Origin of the sequence: Sediminibacillus sp. JSM 1682029 (genome assembly GCF_041366435.1) — a bacterium.
GTDB classification, from domain to species: domain Bacteria; phylum Bacillota; class Bacilli; order Bacillales; family Amphibacillaceae; genus Sediminibacillus; species Sediminibacillus terrae.
The window spans coordinates 19,684-40,061 of sequence record NZ_JBEWYY010000002.1 but is presented as its reverse complement, the minus strand read 5'-3'; the positions used below and the strand labels follow the sequence as shown (position 1 = coordinate 40,061).

The 20,378-nt window shown below is 43.1% G+C and carries 23 protein-coding genes; 22 read left to right on the top strand and 1 reads right to left on the bottom strand.

Annotated features, from left to right (window positions below):
- Positions 1–17 precede the first annotated feature (17 nt).
- The 15 genes from deoB to ABVF09_RS03975 all read left to right on the top strand — a co-directional run bounded on the left by deoB (position 18) and on the right by ABVF09_RS03975 (position 14,018).
- Entirely contained in the window at positions 18–1,199 is a 1,182-nt protein-coding gene (gene deoB / locus ABVF09_RS04045; protein ID WP_026570060.1) for a phosphopentomutase, read from the top strand.
- Between the two features lie 12 nt (positions 1,200–1,211).
- Positions 1,212–2,030, top strand: coding sequence for a purine-nucleoside phosphorylase (locus ABVF09_RS04040; RefSeq protein WP_026771222.1), 819 nt, complete (start codon positions 1,212–1,214; stop codon positions 2,028–2,030).
- A 23-nt stretch (positions 2,031–2,053) separates the two neighbouring features.
- Positions 2,054–3,355, top strand: coding sequence for a pyrimidine-nucleoside phosphorylase (locus ABVF09_RS04035; protein WP_026771223.1), 1,302 nt, complete (start codon positions 2,054–2,056; stop codon positions 3,353–3,355).
- Positions 3,356–3,720: 365 nt separating this feature from the next.
- Positions 3,721–4,920: a D-alanyl-D-alanine carboxypeptidase family protein gene (locus tag ABVF09_RS04030; RefSeq protein ID WP_371068673.1), complete on the top strand. Its 1,200-nt coding sequence runs from the start codon at positions 3,721–3,723 to the stop codon at positions 4,918–4,920.
- A 105-nt stretch (positions 4,921–5,025) separates the two neighbouring features.
- Entirely contained in the window at positions 5,026–5,379 is a 354-nt protein-coding gene (gene spoIIAA / locus ABVF09_RS04025; RefSeq protein WP_026570064.1) for an anti-sigma F factor antagonist, read from the top strand.
- Positions 5,376–5,816, top strand: a complete 441-nt coding sequence (spoIIAB, locus tag ABVF09_RS04020) for an anti-sigma F factor (RefSeq protein ID WP_026570065.1) — start codon at positions 5,376–5,378, stop codon at positions 5,814–5,816. The genes spoIIAA and spoIIAB overlap by 4 nt, the downstream gene beginning before the upstream one ends.
- 10 nt (positions 5,817–5,826) lie before the next feature.
- Complete coding sequence (gene sigF / locus ABVF09_RS04015; protein ID WP_026570066.1) at positions 5,827–6,582, top strand: RNA polymerase sporulation sigma factor SigF; 756 nt, start codon at positions 5,827–5,829, stop codon at positions 6,580–6,582.
- 906 nt (positions 6,583–7,488) lie between these two features.
- Entirely contained in the window at positions 7,489–8,115 is a 627-nt protein-coding gene (locus ABVF09_RS04010; RefSeq protein ID WP_026771226.1) for a stage V sporulation protein AA, read from the top strand.
- Positions 8,093–8,512, top strand: coding sequence for a stage V sporulation protein AB (locus ABVF09_RS04005; RefSeq protein WP_026570068.1), 420 nt, complete (start codon positions 8,093–8,095; stop codon positions 8,510–8,512). Before ABVF09_RS04010 ends, ABVF09_RS04005 begins: the two co-directional genes overlap by 23 nt.
- A gap of 28 nt (positions 8,513–8,540) precedes the next feature.
- Positions 8,541–9,107 carry a stage V sporulation protein SpoVABEA gene (gene spoVAEA / locus ABVF09_RS04000; protein ID WP_026570069.1) on the top strand — a complete coding sequence of 189 codons (567 nt, stop codon included), beginning with the start codon at positions 8,541–8,543 and terminating at the stop codon, positions 9,105–9,107.
- Positions 9,104–10,609: a spore germination protein gene (locus ABVF09_RS03995; RefSeq protein WP_035426700.1), complete on the top strand. Its 1,506-nt coding sequence runs from the start codon at positions 9,104–9,106 to the stop codon at positions 10,607–10,609. Before spoVAEA ends, ABVF09_RS03995 begins: the two co-directional genes overlap by 4 nt.
- Positions 10,610–10,758: 149 nt before the next feature.
- The gene (lysA, locus tag ABVF09_RS03990; protein WP_371068672.1) at positions 10,759–12,072 is read left to right on the top strand and encodes a diaminopimelate decarboxylase; all 1,314 of its coding nucleotides are present in this window, start codon (positions 10,759–10,761) and stop codon (positions 12,070–12,072) included.
- 2 nt (positions 12,073–12,074) lie between these two features.
- Positions 12,075–12,509, top strand: a complete 435-nt coding sequence (locus ABVF09_RS03985) for a peptidylprolyl isomerase (protein WP_026570072.1) — start codon at positions 12,075–12,077, stop codon at positions 12,507–12,509.
- Positions 12,510–12,902: 393 nt separating this feature from the next.
- Positions 12,903–13,355: a site-2 protease family protein gene (locus ABVF09_RS03980; RefSeq protein ID WP_371068671.1), complete on the top strand. Its 453-nt coding sequence runs from the start codon at positions 12,903–12,905 to the stop codon at positions 13,353–13,355.
- Positions 13,356–13,664: 309 nt separating this feature from the next.
- Positions 13,665–14,018: a GNAT family N-acetyltransferase gene (locus tag ABVF09_RS03975; protein ID WP_026570073.1), complete on the top strand. Its 354-nt coding sequence runs from the start codon at positions 13,665–13,667 to the stop codon at positions 14,016–14,018.
- A 184-nt stretch (positions 14,019–14,202) separates the two neighbouring features.
- On the opposite strand, the gene ABVF09_RS03970 is transcribed toward ABVF09_RS03975, so the two are convergent.
- Positions 14,203–14,286, bottom strand: coding sequence for a YjcZ family sporulation protein (locus ABVF09_RS03970; protein WP_035426703.1), 84 nt, complete (start codon positions 14,284–14,286; stop codon positions 14,203–14,205).
- Positions 14,287–14,441: 155 nt separating this feature from the next.
- Between ABVF09_RS03970 and ABVF09_RS03965 the strand changes: the two genes are divergently transcribed.
- From ABVF09_RS03965 to ABVF09_RS03935, 7 genes are all read left to right on the top strand, one after another.
- Entirely contained in the window at positions 14,442–15,173 is a 732-nt protein-coding gene (locus ABVF09_RS03965; RefSeq protein ID WP_026570074.1) for a segregation/condensation protein A, read from the top strand.
- A gap of 5 nt (positions 15,174–15,178) precedes the next feature.
- Positions 15,179–15,766: an SMC-Scp complex subunit ScpB gene (gene scpB, locus ABVF09_RS03960; RefSeq protein WP_026570075.1), complete on the top strand. Its 588-nt coding sequence runs from the start codon at positions 15,179–15,181 to the stop codon at positions 15,764–15,766.
- A 64-nt stretch (positions 15,767–15,830) separates the two neighbouring features.
- The gene (locus ABVF09_RS03955) at positions 15,831–16,313 is read left to right on the top strand and encodes a DUF3907 family protein (RefSeq protein WP_371068670.1); all 483 of its coding nucleotides are present in this window, start codon (positions 15,831–15,833) and stop codon (positions 16,311–16,313) included.
- Positions 16,314–17,026: 713 nt separating this feature from the next.
- On the top strand, positions 17,027–17,911 hold the full coding sequence (locus ABVF09_RS03950) for a superoxide dismutase (protein ID WP_026771228.1): 885 nt from the start codon (positions 17,027–17,029) through the stop codon (positions 17,909–17,911).
- Positions 17,912–18,119: 208 nt separating this feature from the next.
- Complete coding sequence (locus ABVF09_RS03945) at positions 18,120–19,178, top strand: D-alanyl-D-alanine carboxypeptidase family protein (RefSeq protein ID WP_153462834.1); 1,059 nt, start codon at positions 18,120–18,122, stop codon at positions 19,176–19,178.
- Positions 19,179–19,769, top strand: a complete 591-nt coding sequence (locus tag ABVF09_RS03940) for a nucleoside recognition domain-containing protein (protein ID WP_026570079.1) — start codon at positions 19,179–19,181, stop codon at positions 19,767–19,769.
- Entirely contained in the window at positions 19,766–20,299 is a 534-nt protein-coding gene (locus ABVF09_RS03935) for a spore maturation protein (protein ID WP_026570080.1), read from the top strand. Before ABVF09_RS03940 ends, ABVF09_RS03935 begins: the two co-directional genes overlap by 4 nt.
- Positions 20,300–20,378: the final 79 nt, after the last annotated feature.

Below are 20,378 nucleotides of genomic sequence, written 5' to 3'. Positions count from 1 at the left end.
ACATAGGAGGGATCGTTGTGAAGGAATTTAAGCGTGTTTTTTTAATTGTTATGGATTCTGTAGGGATCGGAGAAGCCCCTGATGCGGAAAAATTCAATGACGAAGGGGCAGATACGCTGGGGCATATCGCAGAGCATATGGATGGGCTCCACATGCCTCACATGGGTCAACTTGGTTTAAGCAATATCCGGGAAATAAAGGGTATATCCAAAGCAGCCCAACCAAAAGCGCACTATACAAAAATGCAGGAAGCTTCAAATGGAAAGGACACAATGACGGGACACTGGGAAATCATGGGGTTGAACATCCAACAGCCATTCCGTACCTTCCCAGAGGGTTTTCCTGATGAATTGCTTTCGGAGCTAGAAGAGAAAACTGGCCGGAAAATTATCGGCAACAAACCTGCTTCCGGTACCGAAATAATCAAAGAGCTCGGGAAAGAGCATATGGAAACGGGAGCGTTGATTGTTTATACTTCTGCAGACTCTGTCCTCCAGATTGCAGCCCATGAAGAAGTTGTCCCGATAGAGGAACAATATCGGATATGTGAAATTGCACGTGAATTGACACTAGATGAAAAATACATGGTGGGCCGGGTTATCGCCCGTCCGTTTGTAGGAGAGCCTGGAGCATTTGAACGAACTTCAAATCGACATGATTACGCGTTGAAACCTTTCGGAAGAACCGTGATGAATGAACTGGAAGATGGCGGACTGGACGTGATAGCATTAGGTAAAATCTCCGATATCTATGACGGGGAAGGCGTGACCGAAGCGGTTCGTACAGTTGACAATGACGACGGGATGACCAAGCTCCTGGACTCGATGGACAAAGATTTTCATGGACTCAGCTTTTTGAATTTGGTGGATTTTGATGCGAAATACGGTCACCGTAGAGATCCTCAAGGGTATGGAGAAGCGTTGGAAAGTTATGATGCCCGGTTGCCGGAAGTTTTTGAAAAACTGAAAAGCGACGATCTGCTGATCATCACTGCTGACCATGGAAATGACCCGGTTCATCACGGTACCGATCACACGAGAGAGTATGTCCCTTTACTTGTTTACCATACTGGAATTGAAAATGGAAGCGAACTCGAAATCAGAAAGACTTTTGCCGATATAGGAGCGACTGTTGCCGATAATTTTGGTATCAAACTTCCTCAGCACGGTCAAAGCTTCCTGAAGGAAATCAGTCAATAGGAGGGAGAAAAAATGAAGAGCAAAGAAATGAAGGAGTCAGCAGAATTTATCGAAGCGAGATTGCAAGAAAAACCGACGATCGGTCTGATTCTTGGATCTGGACTAGGAGTGCTTGCAGATGAAATAGAAAACCCTGTCGTTATTCCTTATAAGTCGGTGCCTCACTTTCCCGAATCAACCGTTTCAGGCCACAAGGGACAGCTGGTTGCTGGCCGTCTTGAGGGCAAACAAGTAATTGCTATGCAAGGACGTTTTCATTTTTATGAAGGATATCGGATGGATCAGGTGACGTTTCCTGTCCGTGTCATGAAGCTGTTGGGTGTGGAAAAATTGCTTGTCACCAATGCTGCCGGTGGAATTAATGAACAATTCGAGCCGGGCAATTTAATGCTGATCGAGGATCATATCAATAACATGGGAACAAACCCGTTGATAGGACCGAATGACGAAGAGATAGGACCCCGGTTTCCAGATATGTCCCAAGCTTATAATAGAGAATTGCTGGAACACGCCCGTAAATGTGCGGAAGATTTAAATTTGGCTATCCAGCAAGGAGTATATGTCGGCAATACAGGACCTACTTATGAAACAGGGGCAGAAGTGAGAATGCTGCGCACACTGGGAGGCGATGCTGTCGGAATGTCCACTGTGCCCGAAGTAATCGTAGCAGCACACATGGGAATCAAAGTGCTTGGTATTTCCTGTATATCCAATATGGCAGCCGGCATTCTGGATCAGCCATTGTCCCATCAGGAAGTGATCGAGACGACAGAACGCGTGCGTCAGGATTTCTTGAGTTTTGTTAAACAAATAGTCAACACGTTACCATGATAAATTAAAAAAGGTGATTACTAATGAGAATGGTCGATATAATACAGAAGAAACGGAATGGTCAGGAGTTAACGGATTCGGAAATACGTTTTTTTGTAGAAGAATATACCGCCGGCAGTATTCCGGACTATCAAGCAGCTGCTTTAATGATGGCAATTTATTTTAAAGGCATGAGTGCTGATGAAACAGCTGTTCTTACTGAAGCGATGGCAGCATCAGGAGACACTATCGATTTATCTGCGATTGAGGGACATATTGTGGACAAACATTCCACTGGAGGCGTCGGTGATAAAATAACCTTTATAACCGGACCGTTGGTTGCTTCTGTGGGAGTACCGGTGGCGAAAATGTCCGGAAGAGGACTGGGCCATACAGGTGGAACTTTGGATAAACTGGAATCGATTGCCGGTTTCCATATCGAGATGAGCAAAGAGGAATTCATCTCGAATGTCAACAAGCATAAGCTTTCTGTAGCAGGACAAACCGGCAATCTAGCCCCGGCAGACAAAAAGCTCTATGCATTGAGGGATGTAACAGGTACGGTGGACTCCATTCCTTTGATCGCTGGTTCGATCATGAGTAAAAAACTTGCCTCCGGAGCGGATAGTATCGTGTTGGATGTAAAAACAGGTTCCGGTGCTTTTATGAAAACATTGGACGAGTCAAAAGCTTTGGCACAAGAAATGGTGAACATCGGCAACAAACTTGGCCGGAATACGATTGCCGTCATAAGCGACATGAATCAGCCGCTTGGTTATGAAGTCGGTAATGCCAATGAAATCAAAGAAGCGGCAGAAGTGCTTCAAGGGAAAAAAGTGGAGGATTTACGAAATCTCGGTCTAGAATTGGCGGCACATATGACTGTTTTGGCGGGTGCTTTTTCATCTTATGAGGAAGCTTACCAGGCGCTTGAGCAGAAACTTGATAACGGAGAGGCTTTTCAAGCATTCCGTACATTCATCTCCGCCCAAGGTGGGGATTTATCGATGATCGATGATTTATCCCGCCTGCCGGCTGCCGAGCACCATGTCGAGGTTATATCGGACAAAGAAGGGTATGTTACGGAAATAGATGCCGAATCGATTGGTGTGGCTGCAATGTACTTAGGTGCAGGAAGGGCGACCAAAGACGATAAAATCAATCATGCAGTAGGAATAACCCTTAATAAAAAAATAGGTGATTCAATTGGAAAGGGAGAAACAATAGCCGTTCTGCATAGCGAGCATCCTGATCCGGAAGACTCTTTAACCAAAGTAAAAGAAGCGTACAAAATTTCGGAAGACCAGCCTGTTAAGCATCAGCTGATATATGAAGTAATCAAGTAAAAAGCAGCAAAAAAAAGCATAGAGCCATACAGAAAAATGCAAGCGACTGTTTCTAGGAGTAAGGCAAAAGTGCCCCCGTCCCTCTAACAACGCCTGCATGGCCACCATGGGGTGTTGGATCAGCTCAGGCAGGACTTGAAGTGGCGGTCTCTTGACACGCAGAAACCTTGCTTAAGACCTCTAGCAGGTAGATGCTGGAGCTGGACATCTCTGAATATATTTTCTTTCCTTCATAGTAAACCGAACGATTACCAATTCGTTCGGTTTTTTTCTATGGAGCCATGCTTTAGTTCCGGCGCATTTTTTTGTTATAAATTGTCCGACATATGGAAAAAATAACAATACTAACATTTGGAGGTATTGCTATGAAAAAAACAATCTTGTTACTAGCTTTTTTGTTGTTTTTCTCCGCCGTTTTGCCGGTCAATATGATGGCTGAGGAAAATAAAGCTAAACAAAATAAAGAACAGACAACAGAGGATCAGCTGAATCTCGCGGAGAATTCGCAATCAGCAATTTTGTTGGAGCGAGATACAGGAAAAATCTTATATGAAAAAGATGCTCATAAGCAATTGCCGCCGGCGAGCATGACGAAAATCATGACCATGATTCTTATAATGGAAGCTTTGGATGAAGGGAAAATCAAATTGGATGAAAAGGTGAGAGTGAGTGATTATGCAGCATCGATGGGCGGGTCGCAAATCTTTCTGGAAGCAGGAGAAGAAATGAAAGTACAGGATCTATTGATGGGAGTTGCCGTAGCTTCCGGCAATGATGCAAGTGTCGCACTTGCAGAAAGAATAGCCGGAAGCGAACAAGCGTTCGTCAAAATGATGAATGATAAAGCAAGACAGCTGGGGTTGGAAAATACACGCTTTCAAAATCCCACCGGACTTCCTGCTGATGGGCATTTCAGCACTGCTTATGATATGGGGGTCATGGCAAAGGAACTGTTGAAACATGAAGAGATAACAGAGTACACAAGCATTTATGATGGTTATCTTCGTGAAGGAACGGAAGATGAATTCTGGCTCGTCAATACAAATAAACTGGTCAAATTCTATCCGGGAGTTGATGGGTTGAAAACCGGTTATACATCTGAAGCGAAATATTGTTTGACTGCTACAGCTAAGAAGAATGATATGCGAGTCGTTGCAGTTGTTTTGGGTGCGGACACGACGAAAAACCGAAATAGCGATGTCACGCAAATGCTTGATTACGCTTTTAATCATTTTGATACGAAACAGCTGTTCAAGAGCAACCAACCGGTTTCAAAACTGAAATTATTAAAAGCGGCGAATGAGTCGATCGATGTTGTGACAGAAGAACCGATTTCGTTGATTTATAAAAAAGGAAAACCTTTGGAAAATATAGAGACAAAAGTGGTCATGCAGGAGGACATTGCACTTCCTTTGAAAAGGGGAGATACAGTGGGGAAAGTAGAAATTGTCCATGACGGAAAGGTATTGTCCGAAACTCCGCTGGTTGTGAAGGAAAACGTAGACCATGCCAGCTATTTGCAGTTATTCAAAAGGACATTCCACACCATGTTGAAAAAGCAATGATTTTTGCTTGTTTTACCGAACCGGCACTTCTTTTGTCACCTGGCAGGATTTAAATCGTTCCGTAAAGAAAAGATTCACTACAGAAACAGTAAGGAGGAATCAGTAGTGAGTCTAAACGCACAATTCACAACCAAAGAGAATGTTTTATTGGTTCGTCTCTCGGGTGAGCTTGACCACCATGCTTCGGATCGATTAAAAAAAGAGTGGCAGCAGGCAATCAGAGAAAATAATGCCAAACATGTAATATTGAATTTAGAAGATTTAAGTTTCATGGACAGCTCTGGATTGGGAGTTTTTTTGGGGAGGTACAAAGAAGTGATGCAATTGGGAGGAGAGATGGTCGTTTGTTCAATATCCCCTGCAGTGAAACGGTTGTTTGATATGTCCGGGCTATTTAAAATCATCCGTTTGGAAGAAAGTGAAGAATACGCTTTACTTCGACTGGGGGTGGCTTCATGAAAAATAGTATGCATTTGGAATTCACCAGTATCAGCGAAAATGAAGCATTTGCCCGTGTGACAGTGGCTTCTTTCATAGCGCAACTGGATCCCACAATGGACGAACTGACGGAGTTGAAAACCGTTGTTTCTGAAGCAGTCACCAATTCTATCATTCACGGATATGAAAACCGGCAGGACGAAAAGATCTATATCAGCTGCTCGATCGAGGATGATGAAATTGAATTAATCATCAGGGATGCAGGAATAGGCATTCCCGATATCGATGAAGCGGTACAGCCATTGTACACATCAAAACCGGAATTGGAACGCTCGGGTATGGGCTTTACCATCATGGAAAATTTTATGGATAAGGTTGAAGTTGTTTCGCATCCCGGAGAGGGCACCACGCTTAAGTTGTACAAACAACTAAAGAAGAGTAAAACCTTGTGCAATTAAGGGGATGCCTATGAAAATAGAGCTGAAAAAAACGCATAAAGAAGACCCGTTGACAAATGAACAGGTTAAAGAACTGATTCTGAAAAGTCAGGAAGGGGATCAACTATCAAGAGACCAACTTGTGGAGAGTAATGTCAGGCTGGTATGGTCTGTTGTACAGCGATTCATCAACCGTGGTTATGACCCAGATGATTTGTTCCAGATTGGTTGTATCGGCTTGCTGAAATCCATTGACAAGTTTGATTTGTCTTACGATGTACGCTTTAGCACATATGCAGTCCCTATGATCATTGGAGAAATCCAACGATTTATAAGGGATGATGGAAGTGTAAAGGTAAGCAGATCCCTGAAGGAAACAGGTAACAAGATACGAAAAGCAAAGGATGAATTGACCAAGGCGATGGGGCGGGGACCGACCGTTAGTGAAATCGCTGAAAAGTTGGAGATTTCTCCAGAGGAAGTTGTCCATGCTCAGGAGGCGTCCAAACTGCCTCATTCCATCCATGAAACGGTTTATGAGAATGATGGCGATCCGATAACACTTTTAGACCAGATTGCCGAAACTGATACAAGATGGTTTGATAAAATGGCATTACAGGACGCTATCCGGAATCTGGAAAAAAGGGAAAGACTGATTGTCTATCTCCGTTATTATAAGGATCAGACCCAATCAGAAGTGGCAGAACGGCTTGGGATTTCTCAAGTGCAAGTATCACGGCTTGAGAAACGGATCCTGCAATATATAAAAGACCAGATAGGCGTTTAGAAAAGCCCCTTGTTGTATGGTAAGTTCCATTGCCTATTCAAAAAGGGTGTTACCCACCGCTTCGGTAGCATACTTCGCTTTCCGCGGGCACGGCTTCAGCTAACTTGGTAAAGAAAACCGCTTTACCAAGTGGATCTTCAGCTCGTGCTGTTCCCGCAGGAGTCTGCGTATGCTCCCTGCGCTAAGGAGCAGGCTGATTAACGGAAGCGTAGACTTTTTCCTTGAGAACCATCAAGCCATCTTAAAAACGATTGTCAGGAAATAGTTGCTTTTTTTCATAAAAGACAGTTGGAGTTCCCGTCTTTTCTCCTGTTCTTGGACTTTCTGCCTGTTTTCCCAGCTATGTGAATTGATGATACGGCGCATAGAGTACCATGAATAAAAAAATTTCGAGGCGTTTCTAAACAGAAATGCTGTTCCTAGCGAAGAAAATACTCGGAGACTCCCGCGGGAGGAAAGGCCTCGGTGAGATCCCGCAGAGCGTCAGCTCGAGGAAGCTCATCAGCCGCCCGCGGAAAGCGCAGGGTATTTTCGCAGCGTCGAACTCCAACTCTACAAAAGTAAGAAGTCAGGAAGACGCATTCAAACTATGTCGTAGTTATATTTTTTATGCGTTTTCAGTTCATTAAATGAAATCAGCCGCCAGTTATACTGGGGGCTTTTACTTTGTCGAGTAATTAATGTTTAAGATATCCTCTGACATTTACCAACTCTCATCTGCTTTTTTTGTACTTCTGCTACCTCTTATTTCCACTTAAACTGTTGGTTTTAGTTATTTTTAATCCAAAGGAATCCAATTGATTTTTCCCTCTTTGTTACATCTTCCAGCGCTTTTATGCTGTTCATGCATGTTTAAGGAACCGGTTATCCATAATAAAAAGGAATCCGACAGTGGAGGTGGCTGATTTGGAAGGCATTGTATATCTGAGATTGAAAAAGAAATTGAATGTGACGGAACATACGACTGTCCTGCTTAAGGATATCGCTGTGCTGTCAGGAACAGCACAAGATAAGGAAAAAATAGGTGAAACCCATATTTATCAAGTGACCCCTGAAGATCAAAATGTATCGGTGATTGACGTTTTCACTGTTATAGATAAATTGACCGTGCTCTACCCTAATCTGGAATTTCAACATATAGGTGCTGCTCAAACGATATTAATGATTGAAAAAAAGCGGAAAAACGTTCCACTGTTACTTGTTACGTTAATTTGGTTGTTGCTATTTATAGGGTCGGCAATGGCGATCATGAATTTTCATTATGATGTCAGCATGCAGGAAGTGCAGCAGCATCTGCATTACTTATTGACAGGGGAGAAAAATGAATATCCGCTCTGGCTGCAAATCCCTTATTCATTCGGATTGGGCATCGGGATGATCCTTTTTTTCAACCACCTATTTAAAAAACGATTCAATGAGGAACCTAGCCCGTTGGAAGTAGAAATTTTTAAATACCAACAGGATTTGGACAGTTATGTCACTTACCATGAAAACGAGTTGAATAAAGAGCATGGTTCACATCATCCTCATTGAGATATTCATCGGTTTAGCCTCTGGACTAATTGTAGGAACCGGATTTGTCGCTTTTTTGACTGTACTGGGGATCATTCCCCGCCTCGTGCAATTAAGCAAAACGAAAGCCTTCGTAAAAACATATGAAGCAGGCGTGACGTTCGGCGCTTTATTCGGGACATATCTTTCCTTTGTCGGCGTATCGCTCCATTTATCTTTATTCATAACAATCGTATGGGGGGCTTTCCATGGGATATTCATAGGAATGCTGGCAGCTGCCTTGACGGAAGTTTTGAATGTTTTTCCTTTATTGGCGAAACGGATCGGTATGGAAAACCATCTTCTTTGGCTGCTGATGGCAATCGTTCTAGGAAAAATAGCCGGCTCGCTGTTTCAATGGATGATTTTCGTTAAGTAACCAAGAAGTGTGGAAAGGAATCGGTGCCATGGAACGACCGAAAAAAGTGATTATCATTACAGATGGTGACGAATATGCCAAAAAGACAATGGATTACTTAGCGCGGGAAATAGGCGGAACATGTCTGGCGCACTTATCGGATAATCCGACTCATGCTTCCGAAAGACAGGTGACAGAGGCGATCATGGCTGCTCCCGCAGAACCGGTATATGTCTTGATTGATGATGCAGGAGCCCCAGGACCGGGGGCGGGAGAGAAGATTTTACTAAAGCTTGCTGAAAATAAAAACATAAAAATAATAGGTGCCATTGCTGTAGCTGCCCATACAAAAAACGCCGAATGGACTAGGTTTACCTTGGCGATCGATCAGGATGGAGAGCTGACTTCCAATGGCATCAGCAAAGAAGGCATTCCGATTCCGGAAATCGGAAGGATAAACGGCGACACGATTTATTCTTTGGATCAAATGGATATACCTGTTGTCGTGGCCATTGGAGATATCGGAAAGATGCAAGGAAAAGACGATATCAAAAAGGGGTCGCCGATTACCAGAAAAGCGATTGAAATCATTTTGGAAAGAGGCGGTTATCAATGAATAAACAAAAGCAACCGAAGAAAAAGCCCACCATATCAAGCAATCTCAAAGATAACCAGCGATTTATGGAAGAAAAAGTCGGTGTTGGAACTTCTTTTGATGTAGGTTTTCGGCAGTTGACTATTTTAAAGAAAGAAATTCAGCTTTACTATTTGACGGGACTTTGTGAAACGCCGACAATTGTCGAGCTGTTAAAGAAATTGACGGATATAAATGAAACATATCCTGCTTCAGCAGGCAGAAATAAACATAAGCTGACTGAGATTATCGGCAGCCATCTGGTACATCAGCAAGTTACCAAAGTGGATACGATGGATGAAGCAGTCGATCAAATGCTCAGCGGATTAATTGTCATCTTTATGGAAGATGAATCAGAAGCTTTTATTGTGGACGTGCGGACCTATCCGGGCCGCTCACCGGAAGAACCGGATACGGAAAAAGTCGTGCGGGGTTCGCGGGATGGTTTTACAGAGAACATTATAGAAAACACTGCGTTGACGAGAAGGAGAATCAGAGATGAGCGACTCCGTCATGAGATGATAAAAGTAGGGGAACGTTCCAAAACGGATATTTGCATTTCCTATTTACAAGACGTAGCAGATCATGGCTTGGTGAAACTGATCAAAGACGAATTAAAACATATAGAAATTGACGGAATATCGATGGCGGATAAAACGATTGAAGAATTCCTTGTCAAACAAGGTTTCAATCCCTTCCCGCTTGTGCGATATACTGAGAGACCCGATGTCGCCTCTACACATCTGCTGGAAGGACACGTGCTGATCATGGTCGATACGTCGCCCAGTATGATCATCACTCCCACCACTTTTTTTCATCACGTTCAGCATGCAGAAGAATACAGACAATCCCCGGCAATAGGTACATTTGTCCGTTGGGTTCGGTTTTTGGGTATTTTCGCTTCCGTTTTCCTTCTACCATTCTGGCTTGTCCTGGTTATGGAACCAGATCACTTACCGGCTATGCTTCAGTTCATAGGACCGAATGAAGAAGGCAATGTCCCGGTTGTTTTACAATTGATCATAGCGGACATTGGAATTGAATTCTTGCGTATGGCCGCCATTCATACACCGACCCCGCTCTCGACAGCGATGGGATTGATTGCAGCAGTATTGATCGGACAGATTGCCATCGATGTGGGATTGTTTAGTGCGGAAGTCATTTTATACGTATCGATTTGTGCCATCGGCTCCTTTGCGACACCGAGTTATGAATTGAGCATCGCCAATAAGTTATCACGCATGTTATTGATCATCATCACTTCCATCTTTGGCGTGAAAGGAATGGTTATAGGTTTTACAATTTATATTTTGGCATTAAGCCTTACCAAATCGCTGAACACTCCTTATCTGTGGCCTTTCATCCCGTTTAATGCCAAAGCGATGAAGCAAATCATTTTCCGGGTATCCGTTCCATTAACAAAAGATCGTCCGAGTATTGTGCATCCCCGTAACAATTATAAGCAGCCAACAGGAAAACATTGAACCTTCGACAAGGTTATGGTAAATTAACTTTATCTATTTTTTTCAAAAAGGGTAGAAAATGAATTACTGGTCAGAAGGCAGAATGCATTGACTGATTAACTATATTTTCATTGAATTGTGGTTGAGCAATTTGCAGGGAGGTGCAGGGGATGAATCATCCTTTTCATACAAACGAACACGGCCATCTAGTGGTCGGTGGGGTGGATACGATTGATTTGGCAAAAAGGTATGGAACACCTCTATTTGTTTACGATGTATCATTGATACGAAAGAATGCGAGAGCGTTTGTAGATACATTTCAAAAAGCTGGAGTAAATGCCCAGGTTGCCTATGCAAGTAAGGCGTTCTCATCGATTGCAATGTTGCAGGTAGCTAAACAGGAAAATTTGAGCCTGGATGTTGTTTCGCAAGGTGAGTTGCACACTGCATTGCAAGCTGGCTTTCCTGTTGAGAAGATTCATTTGCACGGAAATAACAAAAGTTTTGACGAATTAGCGATGGCAGTCCACTACGGAATAGGCTGTATTGTACTGGACAACTTCTACGAAATCGAGTTGCTGTCAGATATCCTGGAGGAGCAAGGCAGGAAAATGGATGTTCTTTTACGTGTGACTCCAGGCATCGAAGCCCATACCCATGATTATATTTTAACCGGCAATGAAGATTCTAAATTTGGTTTCGATTTGGCAAACGGACAAGCAGAACAAGCTTTTCAAATGCTCCAAAAGACAGACTCCATCAATGTTATCGGCTTGCATTGCCATATCGGTTCTCAGATTTTTGAAACAGAAGGATTCATCATGGCAGTGCGACGCTTATTCGAAACGCTGGGTGAGTGGAAACAAACGTACGGTTATCGCGCAAAAGTGCTTAACCTGGGTGGAGGGTTTGGAATCCGTTACACAGCGGAAGATGAACCCCTTCCGTTAGATGGTTATGTAGACGCTCTTGTGGAAGAAGTGCAAAAACAAGTTGAATTTCATGGGATGGAATTCCCGGAAATCTGGATAGAACCAGGAAGAGCGATTGTCGGAAATACTGCAGTGACTCTTTACAGGACAGGCTCCATAAAAAATATTCCTGGTGTGAGGAAGTATGTATCTGTAGATGGTGGTATGACTGATAACCTGAGGCCGGCACTTTATCAAGCTAAATATGACGCTGTCATAGCGAACAAAGCAGATGCTGCATTGACTGAAAAGGTGTCCATTGCCGGAAAGTGCTGTGAATCGGGAGATATGCTGATTTGGGATATGGAAGTTCCTGAAATAGAGTATGGAGATATATTGGCAGTTTTCAGTACAGGGGCATATGGATATTCGATGTCCAATCATTATAACCGCTTCCCGAAAGCGGCAGTGGTGTTCGCTGAACAAGGAGAAGACCAATTGGTTATTCAGCGGGAATCCTATGAAGATTTAACTAAAAATGATTTGCCATATGGCATAAAGGAGAGGGTTTAATGATGAAACAGGCAACCATTCAATTTGAAAACGGGGAAGTAATCAAAATAGAAATGTTTGAGGAAGCTGCACCTAATACAGTTGCAAACTTTGAGAAACTGGCCAACAGTGGTTTCTACAATGGAGTGACCTTCCATCGGGTCATTCCGGGGTTCGTGGCTCAAGGCGGCGATCCGACTGGCACCGGAGCAGGCGGGCCCGGGTATACGATTAAATGTGAAACAGAGGGCAATCCCCATAAACATGTAGCAGGCTCTTTATCCATGGCTCATGCCGGAAAGGATACTGGTGGAAGTCAATTTTTCCTTGTTCATGAACCCCAACCGCATCTAGATGGCGTTCATACAGTCTTTGGACAAGTAACGGAAGGATTGGATACAGTATTGCGCATCCAGCAGGGAGACGTAATGAAAGAAGTGAAGGTAGAAACCGTTTAAAAAGGATTGAGCAAAAGCGGCTATTTCAAGAAATCATCAGCGGATATAAAACGCTGATGATTTTTTGTTTCTTGTATAGGAAATTATACATTTTAATTGTCTGTGGATAATGATTGGCTGAAACAGCCAAGACCAGTTCCTGCCTCCTCGAGGTCTTAAGCCCATCCTCTGTGTGGCAAAAAGCCACGCCGATACTGTTCTTAAGCTTGATGGTGGCCCAAACAATGCGGGTCATGCAGGTTGCCATAGACCGTGACGGCTTCAGCCTGTACTCCTTTACACTGGTGCTTGTGCTTTTGTCTTATCTTGTTGGGGTAAACCTTGAAGTTTCTGATCTGAACCAATAAAATGATTGGTGGACAAGTAAGTTTGGAAGGTGAAGGGCGGAACACCATGCAATGGCTTTTAATGTTTACCTATCTTGTTTTGCTAGCTGCTCCAGCCGGAGCGTTCGTCCATGAAACCGGGCATGTGATCGGATCTTGGATTTGCCGGGCGGATACTATGGAACTATCGCTTGGATCTGGAAAAAGAATGAAAGCAGTAAAGATAGGAAGTAAACTGACCGTTCATTTTCATTTACTGCTTATGGCTGGAGGACATGCTTCAAGTAAAAGAGCGCAACCGTATAGCGGCCGGGAAAAAGCCGTTATCTCCATGGCAGGTCCCGTTTTTAATTTGGCGGCTGGATGGTTGCTTTTGGAGTTCGTTTCGGAAGGCGACGGGTGGATTCGTCTTTTTGCGCTTTACAATATATGGATTGCCATGGTGAATTTCATTCCATTTAAGTGGAGAGGAAAGAAATCGGACGGATATTTTGTCATACGGTCGATGATTGATGAATAACAGGCTGGATAAGGATGAGTGATGTAAATGAGTGAGAAAAAAAGGAATTGGTTTCTATTTGTCATACTTTTGGTAATCGGTTTAATTTGGGGAGTTGTTTACTGGTTTTTTGTTGTACTGTGAGTTTATAGTTATTTGACAAATTGGCTGATATAGTCCATAAATATATTATAGTTCACCGAATAAAGGGTGATAATAAACATGAATAGCGATAAGCAGGAGAAAATGCTGTTTTGGCTGATGGTCATAGTCGGTTTCATTTTTCTTCTATCTATCATAAGTAAGTTAATTTCTAATTGAGGGGTAAATATGTTAATTCGCTATAAAAAAAGCTTTGAAAAAATTGCAATGGGATTACTTTCCTTTATGCCGGAAGAAAAAGAAGTAAGAAAACTGCAAAGTACCATTAAAGAATACGAGGAAAATCCTGACTGGCAGCTGTTTCTTTGGAAAGAAGAAGATATCCTCGGTGCTGTCGGTGTCCGTTTCGAAAATGAAATCAACGTTGTCATTCAACATATAACGGTTAATCCTTCCCATCGAAATATGGGCATTGGACGTAAAATGGTTCAGGCAGTCAGGGATACGTATGATCAGCAATACGCTGTTTGTGCCGATGATATGACAGAGCGTTTTCTTGAACGGTGTGAAGAGGAGCAATAAGTTGGACTCCGAGCTCATAGAAAGGCCAGCTCTTTATCGAGCTGGCTTTTCCTGTTTACAGAGTTGTCGTATAATAGGATGAGCAGAGGTAAAGTAGTGGCTATGTAACCGGCCTTGCATCAAACGAAGGCCGGTTTTTCCAGGTTTTTAAAGGATTGCTTATCGATCGCGGGCCATTTGGCTTTTACAGCCAGGCTGCACCTACAATGATTAGAAGAATGAACAATACTACGATCAAAGCGAATCCACCGCCGTAATATGCACCCATAGCTAATGCCTCCTTTAGTAGAAACGTTATTATTTAACTTACAATACTAACTTATGCGCTTTGCTTAATGCTGTATGGGCATATATGCCGTTAAGAGAAAATTTTTAGAGATATGGGGCTGACCAGTGGGTGGTTTTGGCAAGGGAGGGAAAGTGATGAGTATGAAATATGAAGTACATACGGAGGCATTTCAAGGTCCGTTAGATCTCTTGCTGCATTTGATCAATCAGTATGAAATAGATATTTATGACATTCCAGTAGCAGAAATCACTGAGCAGTACATGACGTATATACACACCATGCAACAGCTCGAACTCAATATTGCCAGTGAATACTTGGTGATGGCAGCCACTCTGATTGCAATAAAAAGTCAACTGCTGCTTCCAAATCAGACTATTGAGCCGGAGGACGAGGAGTATGAAGAGGATCCCCGTGAAGATCTGATGCGCAGACTGATCGAATATCGAAAATACAAAGAAGCAGCTGACCAGTTAAAAGAGAGAGAACTGGAAGCCAATAAAATCTATACGAGACCACCGGTGGAATTCGAGGAAGCACCAGCCCAAAAACAGGTTGTTCAGGGAGATGTTTCCATATATGATATGATAGCTGCCATGAATAAAATAATGGAGAGGAAAAAGTGGGAGAAACCTGTTTCGACAAAAATACAACGAACAGAAATACCCATCAAACAGCGGATGGACGAAGTAATGACACAGGTGAAGGAAAGACCTGACGGGATTGCATTTGATGAATTATTTCCCATCCCTTCTCGTTCCCACATTGTGGTTACGTTCATGGCTGTTCTTGAATTGATGAAAGGAAAACAAGTTTATTGCACACAAGAGAAGCATTTTGATGAATTAATGATTTATTATATGAGGTGAACCACGTGGAGTTATCAGAATTCAAAGCAGTAATGGAAGGACTCTTGTTCGCTTCTGGAGATGAGGGGATCAGCCAAAAGCAACTTTCACAAATACTTGGCTTGGATGCAGAAGCAGTCCGACATGTTCTCAATGAATTAAAATACGATTATGAACATGCAGAGCGAGGTATAACGATAATGGAGTCCAATGATGTCCTCCATTTAACGACAAAGCCAGAACATACAGCATATTATCAAAAACTGATGGACACTCCGCAAACTTCCAGGCTTTCCCAAGCAGCGCTGGAAACGTTGGCGATCATTGCATACCAGCAACCAATCACCAGGGCCGAAATCGAAGAAGTGAGAGGGGTCAAGAGTGATCGCCCTGTCCAAACGCTGATGTCGAGGGGGCTGATTGCGGAACAAGGCAGAAAAGAAGGAGTCGGGCGTCCTATTTTATATGGCACTTCTACGGAGTTTCTGACATATTTCGGACTCCGTTCACTTGATGAACTGCCTCCTCTCCCTGAAAATGTAGAACAAGCTGATGTAGAAGGAGAAGCTGATTTGTTTTTTAAAAATTTTCAGGACCAGTTGGAAGAGGAGTAAAATCAGAAAACGTATTTTATCCTTCGTATGGTCTGGACATTAGAACTTAACAGGAGGCTGAATAATGAGCAACGATTCCCTGCATGCTCATGTGAAAAAGGTAAGTGTTTTTCTTGATGATACCTTGAAGGAAATCAGCGGCTATCTCAACAATTGCAAGTTGGAAGATTTGATGAGTGAAGATGGAAGCAGAGCTTCGGGATATTATATGGAGCTGTTGAAGGCACTAAGAAGGCTGGAGGTTTTTTGCGATGAAGCAAAAGATACTGTAAATGGATTGCTCCGGGAAGAACCGATGCGCGAAACAGCAGCTGAAAGGTCATTATATGGCATTCACCATCAATGCATTCTCGGTTTCTTCTCGCCCAAGAATGATGTTTGGTACGAAAACAGCCGGGCCTCTTATTCTGGAAGGCGCAGCATCACCTTTCATCATCAACCGCCATATTCATTTTTGCGTTTGATGGAGCATTTGGAAATGTCGTTTCAGCAAATGCGCGAGGAATTAAGTTATTATGAAACAGCCTATCAAAAAAGAATGTCATAATTGGTGTTTTAAGGAAAATCATCAGCGAAATTGAAAATTGCTGATGATTTTTTCTTTTGCCTCTATTTTGATTGTGTGTTTTTTCAGTCGTGGATGAAGTTCGTCGAAATTCAACGAAGGGTAAATTGGAAGGCTCGTATTCACAGGAAGCGAAGTGAAAAGTTGAAAACATCCTTGCAAGCTGTCATAAAAAGAGCGGTACAAGGAGTCTTTCGAAAGAGTTGATGGCGTAAAAAATAACACCATCACACTTGGCGAGGCCACTGAAAAACTGATGGTCTTTGAAAAGTAGAATTTAAAAAAGCGCTCTGTATGGAATTTAATTTCCATACAGAGCGCTTTTTATCTGTACAAGAAAAAAGAGTGACTTTCTTTTAGAAATCAAAGAAAATCACTTCTTTTTCGTTTACCCTCTGTTGATTCCACGATGAGCGTTCGGTGGTGACGCCTGCGGGAACAGCGCGAACCAAAGATCCACTTGGTCAAGTGATCTTCTTGACCAAGTTAGCTGAGGCTGTGCCCGCGGCAAGCATTCACCGATAAGCGATCCGTGAGAATCAACAACAAACTTTAAAATCTCTTCTAGATTAGAAAGGACTTTTTCAGTGGCCTCCACTTGGCAGGGGGATTTTTTTCTAAGCGATACATCTTAGTGCCCTCTAGGGAATACACATAGGCGGGCTTCTGGCATAGAATATCTGGAGGTGATTTCAATGAACGAAAAAAAGAAAAACTACTTAGACTCTCTGAAAACGTGGGGCAAGCAAGTAGAAGAAAAGATGGAAGGAGCACAAATCGAAGGAAAGGATGCGGAAGAATGGAAGAAACAGCTGACCGACTGGAAATCGTTGCTGAACGGTTTATTGGATGAAAAGGATGAACCTACAGATGAAAAAATCGCGCTCGTGGAACAAAAAAGCGTTAAGCTTTTCGAGCTGATTAAGTATCTGATGGAGAAACCCCGTCAAAGCGAGAAGACAATTCTTCCGGGACAGCACGTCCTTCCCGATCTGCCATACGCATACGATGCGTTGGAACCGTATATTTCCGAGCAAATCATGAGACTGCATCACGATCGACACCACCAATCTTATGTTGATGGATTAAATAAAGCGGAAACAGAGCTTTATACAAAGAAGCCCGATGCTAAATTAATCAAACATTGGATGAGAGAGCAAGCATTCAATGGTTCTGGTCATTTCCTTCATTCCTTGTTTTGGGAAAATATGTCGCCACGTGGCGGTGGCAGGCCCACCGGCGAATTGATGAGTCAAATAGAAAAAGACTTCGGTTCGTTCGCAGCATTCAAATCACTTTTTTCCGCAGCTGCCGAATCGGTCGAAGGAGTAGGCTGGGCTGCACTCGTGTGGGAACCGCGCTCCGGCCGATTGGCGATCCAGACAATTGAAAAGCATCAAATGTTCAGTTTATGGGACGTCATACCGTTACTAGTCCTGGATGTATGGGAGCATGCTTATTATCTTCAATATGAGAATAAGCGTGCAGATTATGTGAAGAATTGGTGGAATATCGTAAATTGGCAATCTGTTTCCCAAAGACTGAAATTGGCAAAACAAGTGGAAGTTCCGCTTGTTTAAGTCTCAAAGCGGAGCTGGAAGTGAGAAATATATCTGTTTTTCATCCCAGTTCCGTTTTTTTCATATTTAAAAGGAACAGTCTTTTATATTAGAGAGGGAGTTTTATACATACGCCTGTCCTTCCTGCATATGATGGTACAAGAGAGTAGGCGGGGAGGTAAGGGGATTGAAGCGAATAGGCATACTCATTTGTTGTGTTGGTTTGATTATGGGAATTTTACCCGAAAGGACGGCTGCAGCTCCGGGAGTATCTGCCGCACATGCGGTTTTGATCGAACAGTCTACAGGAAGAGTGCTGTTTGAAAAGGATGCTCATGAACCGCAACGCATAGCAAGCATCACAAAGATAATGACAGCAATCATAGCGATAGAATCGGGGGAGTTGGAAGAAGAGGCTACGGCCAGCCACCGTGCTGTATATACGGAAGGATCCTCCATTTATTTGGAAGAAGGCGAAAAGATGAAGCTGAAGGATTTGGTATATGGCTTAATGCTTCGATCAGGGAATGATGCCGCAGTTGCCATTGCCGAAAAAGTAGGCGGGAGTCTCGAAGGTTTTGTCCACATGATGAACGAAAAGGCTGCTTGGCTCGGGATGAATGATACGACATTCGAAAATCCTCATGGGCTTGATTCTGAAAATCATCGTTCGAGTGCTTACGATATGGCTTTGTTGATGCGTTATGCTATGGATAATGATATTTTCCGGGAGATAACCGGATCTAAATCATATAAAGCAGAGACGAGGACGTATGCATGGGGGAATAAAAATAAACTGTTGACTCAGTACTACGAGTACTGTACAGGCGGGAAGACAGGTTATACAAAAAAAGCCGGAAGAACGCTTGTTTCAACAGCTGAAAAAAACGGCATGTCCCTTATCATGGTAACCATCAATGATCCAGACGATTGGCGAGACCATATTCGTTTATTTGATTGGGGATTCGAAAAATATCGGATGACAGATTTGCAAGACAGGGGAGCGGAACAATTTAATGTCCGCGGTTCAAACAAAAAGCTGAGTGGATTGTTTCCGGAAACACTGCGTTATCCGCTTACAGCAAAAGAGCAACAGCAAATCACCAGCTCCGTTTATTTTCTCGAAAATGCATCAGCAAGCTCTGAAAAAAAACAAGAGATCATCGGCAAGAAAGTATTCCGTGTCAACGGCTCCTATTTGACAGAAATGAGCATTTTGCATAGCAAGCAAACAGTCAGTCAACAAGGATTTTTACAGCTATTTCGAAAAATGACAGGAGTTTTCTAGGTGGTTAATTATATTTGGGCGGCAATGGCTGTGATTGGAATTGTTTATGCGATGTTCAACGGAACCATGGAAGAAGTCAATGAAGCGTTATTCGAGAGTGCTGATGACGCAGTCATGTTGTCTATTGGTTTGATAAGTGTCCTTGTATTCTGGCTGGGACTAATGAAAGTAGCTGAAGAAGCGGGACTTCTCAACATGCTGGCCAGACTTTTCAAGCCCTTTGTCACAAGATTATTCCCGGATATTCCCAAAGACCATCCGGCAATGGGGTACATTTTATCGAATTTCACCGCAAATTTATTCGGATTAGGCAATGCCGCAACCCCGATGGGAATAAAAGCGATGGAGCAAATGAAGCAGCTTAGCAAAACGGATGAAGCAAGCCGATCGATGATTACTTTTCTGGCAATCAACACCTCTAGTTTGACGCTGATCCCGGCCACGGTTATTGCCATCCGCATGAAGTATGATTCGGCTGCACCTACAGAGATAGTAGGGACAACGATAATCGCTACGTTGATTTCATCGGCAGCTGCCATCATGATAGACAGACTATTTTATTACAGAAGGGTGAGAAAGCAGAAAAGATGAGTTTCATTTCGACAATCAGCAGCTGGATGATTCCGCTCATCATATTAATTGTGCTGATATCCGCTTCCTGGAAGAGGCTTCCTTCTTACGAGCTGTTCGTGGAAGGGGGGAAGGAAGGGATTCAGATGGCCATGTCTTTGTTGCCCTTTTTGCTGGGGATGATGGTATCCATTGCGATATTGCGCGGTTCTGGAGCTTTGGACGCCTTTATTTCCATGATATCCCCGCTATTGCAAGCCTTTGGAGTACCGCCTGATATTGTCCCTTTGTCGATCATACGGCCGATCTCCGGCACGGCGGCGCTCGGAATGACCACAGAACTGATTGATACACACGGCCCGGATTCATTTATCGGACGACTGGCTTCCACCATGCAAGGTAGTACGGACACCACCTTGTATATTATTACGGTTTATTTCGGGGCTGTCGGAATCCGCCGGATGGGAGATGCTTTAAAAGTTGGACTGTTGGCAGACCTAATTGGTATAATAGCTTCAATCGTGATTGTAACGATTGTATTCGCAGGTTAAGCGTTGACTTTCTAGTTAACGCTCTTCTTATTGTCCAAAAGGGACCAGTAAAAGATTTAAAAAATACAAGAAAATTTGG

Bases quoted from the DNA above. Each gene is read 5' to 3' on its own strand.
- ABVF09_RS03955 (WP_371068670.1), top strand. From the start codon at position 15,831: ATGAGCAACGATTCCCTGCATGCTCATGTGAAAAAGGTAAGTGTTTTT.
- ABVF09_RS03945 (WP_153462834.1), top strand. From the start codon at position 18,120: ATGGGAATTTTACCCGAAAGGACGGCTGCAGCTCCGGGAGTATCTGCC.
- ABVF09_RS03980 (WP_371068671.1), top strand. From the start codon at position 12,903: ATGCAATGGCTTTTAATGTTTACCTATCTTGTTTTGCTAGCTGCTCCA.
- ABVF09_RS03970 (WP_035426703.1), bottom strand. From the start codon at position 14,286: ATGGGTGCATATTACGGCGGTGGATTCGCTTTGATCGTAGTATTGTTC.
- ABVF09_RS03985 (WP_026570072.1), top strand. From the start codon at position 12,075: ATGAAACAGGCAACCATTCAATTTGAAAACGGGGAAGTAATCAAAATA.
- ABVF09_RS04040 (WP_026771222.1), top strand. From the start codon at position 1,212: ATGAAGAGCAAAGAAATGAAGGAGTCAGCAGAATTTATCGAAGCGAGA.
- ABVF09_RS04030 (WP_371068673.1), top strand. From the start codon at position 3,721: ATGAAAAAAACAATCTTGTTACTAGCTTTTTTGTTGTTTTTCTCCGCC.
- ABVF09_RS03995 (WP_035426700.1), top strand. From the start codon at position 9,104: ATGAATAAACAAAAGCAACCGAAGAAAAAGCCCACCATATCAAGCAAT.
- spoVAEA (WP_026570069.1), top strand. From the start codon at position 8,541: ATGGAACGACCGAAAAAAGTGATTATCATTACAGATGGTGACGAATAT.
- ABVF09_RS03965 (WP_026570074.1), top strand. From the start codon at position 14,442: ATGAGTATGAAATATGAAGTACATACGGAGGCATTTCAAGGTCCGTTA.
- ABVF09_RS03975 (WP_026570073.1), top strand. From the start codon at position 13,665: ATGTTAATTCGCTATAAAAAAAGCTTTGAAAAAATTGCAATGGGATTA.
- lysA (WP_371068672.1), top strand. From the start codon at position 10,759: ATGAATCATCCTTTTCATACAAACGAACACGGCCATCTAGTGGTCGGT.
- spoIIAB (WP_026570065.1), top strand. From the start codon at position 5,376: ATGAAAAATAGTATGCATTTGGAATTCACCAGTATCAGCGAAAATGAA.
- sigF (WP_026570066.1), top strand. From the start codon at position 5,827: ATGAAAATAGAGCTGAAAAAAACGCATAAAGAAGACCCGTTGACAAAT.
- ABVF09_RS04035 (WP_026771223.1), top strand. From the start codon at position 2,054: ATGAGAATGGTCGATATAATACAGAAGAAACGGAATGGTCAGGAGTTA.
- ABVF09_RS03950 (WP_026771228.1), top strand. From the start codon at position 17,027: ATGAACGAAAAAAAGAAAAACTACTTAGACTCTCTGAAAACGTGGGGC.
- ABVF09_RS04005 (WP_026570068.1), top strand. From the start codon at position 8,093: ATGGTTCACATCATCCTCATTGAGATATTCATCGGTTTAGCCTCTGGA.
- ABVF09_RS03935 (WP_026570080.1), top strand. From the start codon at position 19,766: ATGAGTTTCATTTCGACAATCAGCAGCTGGATGATTCCGCTCATCATA.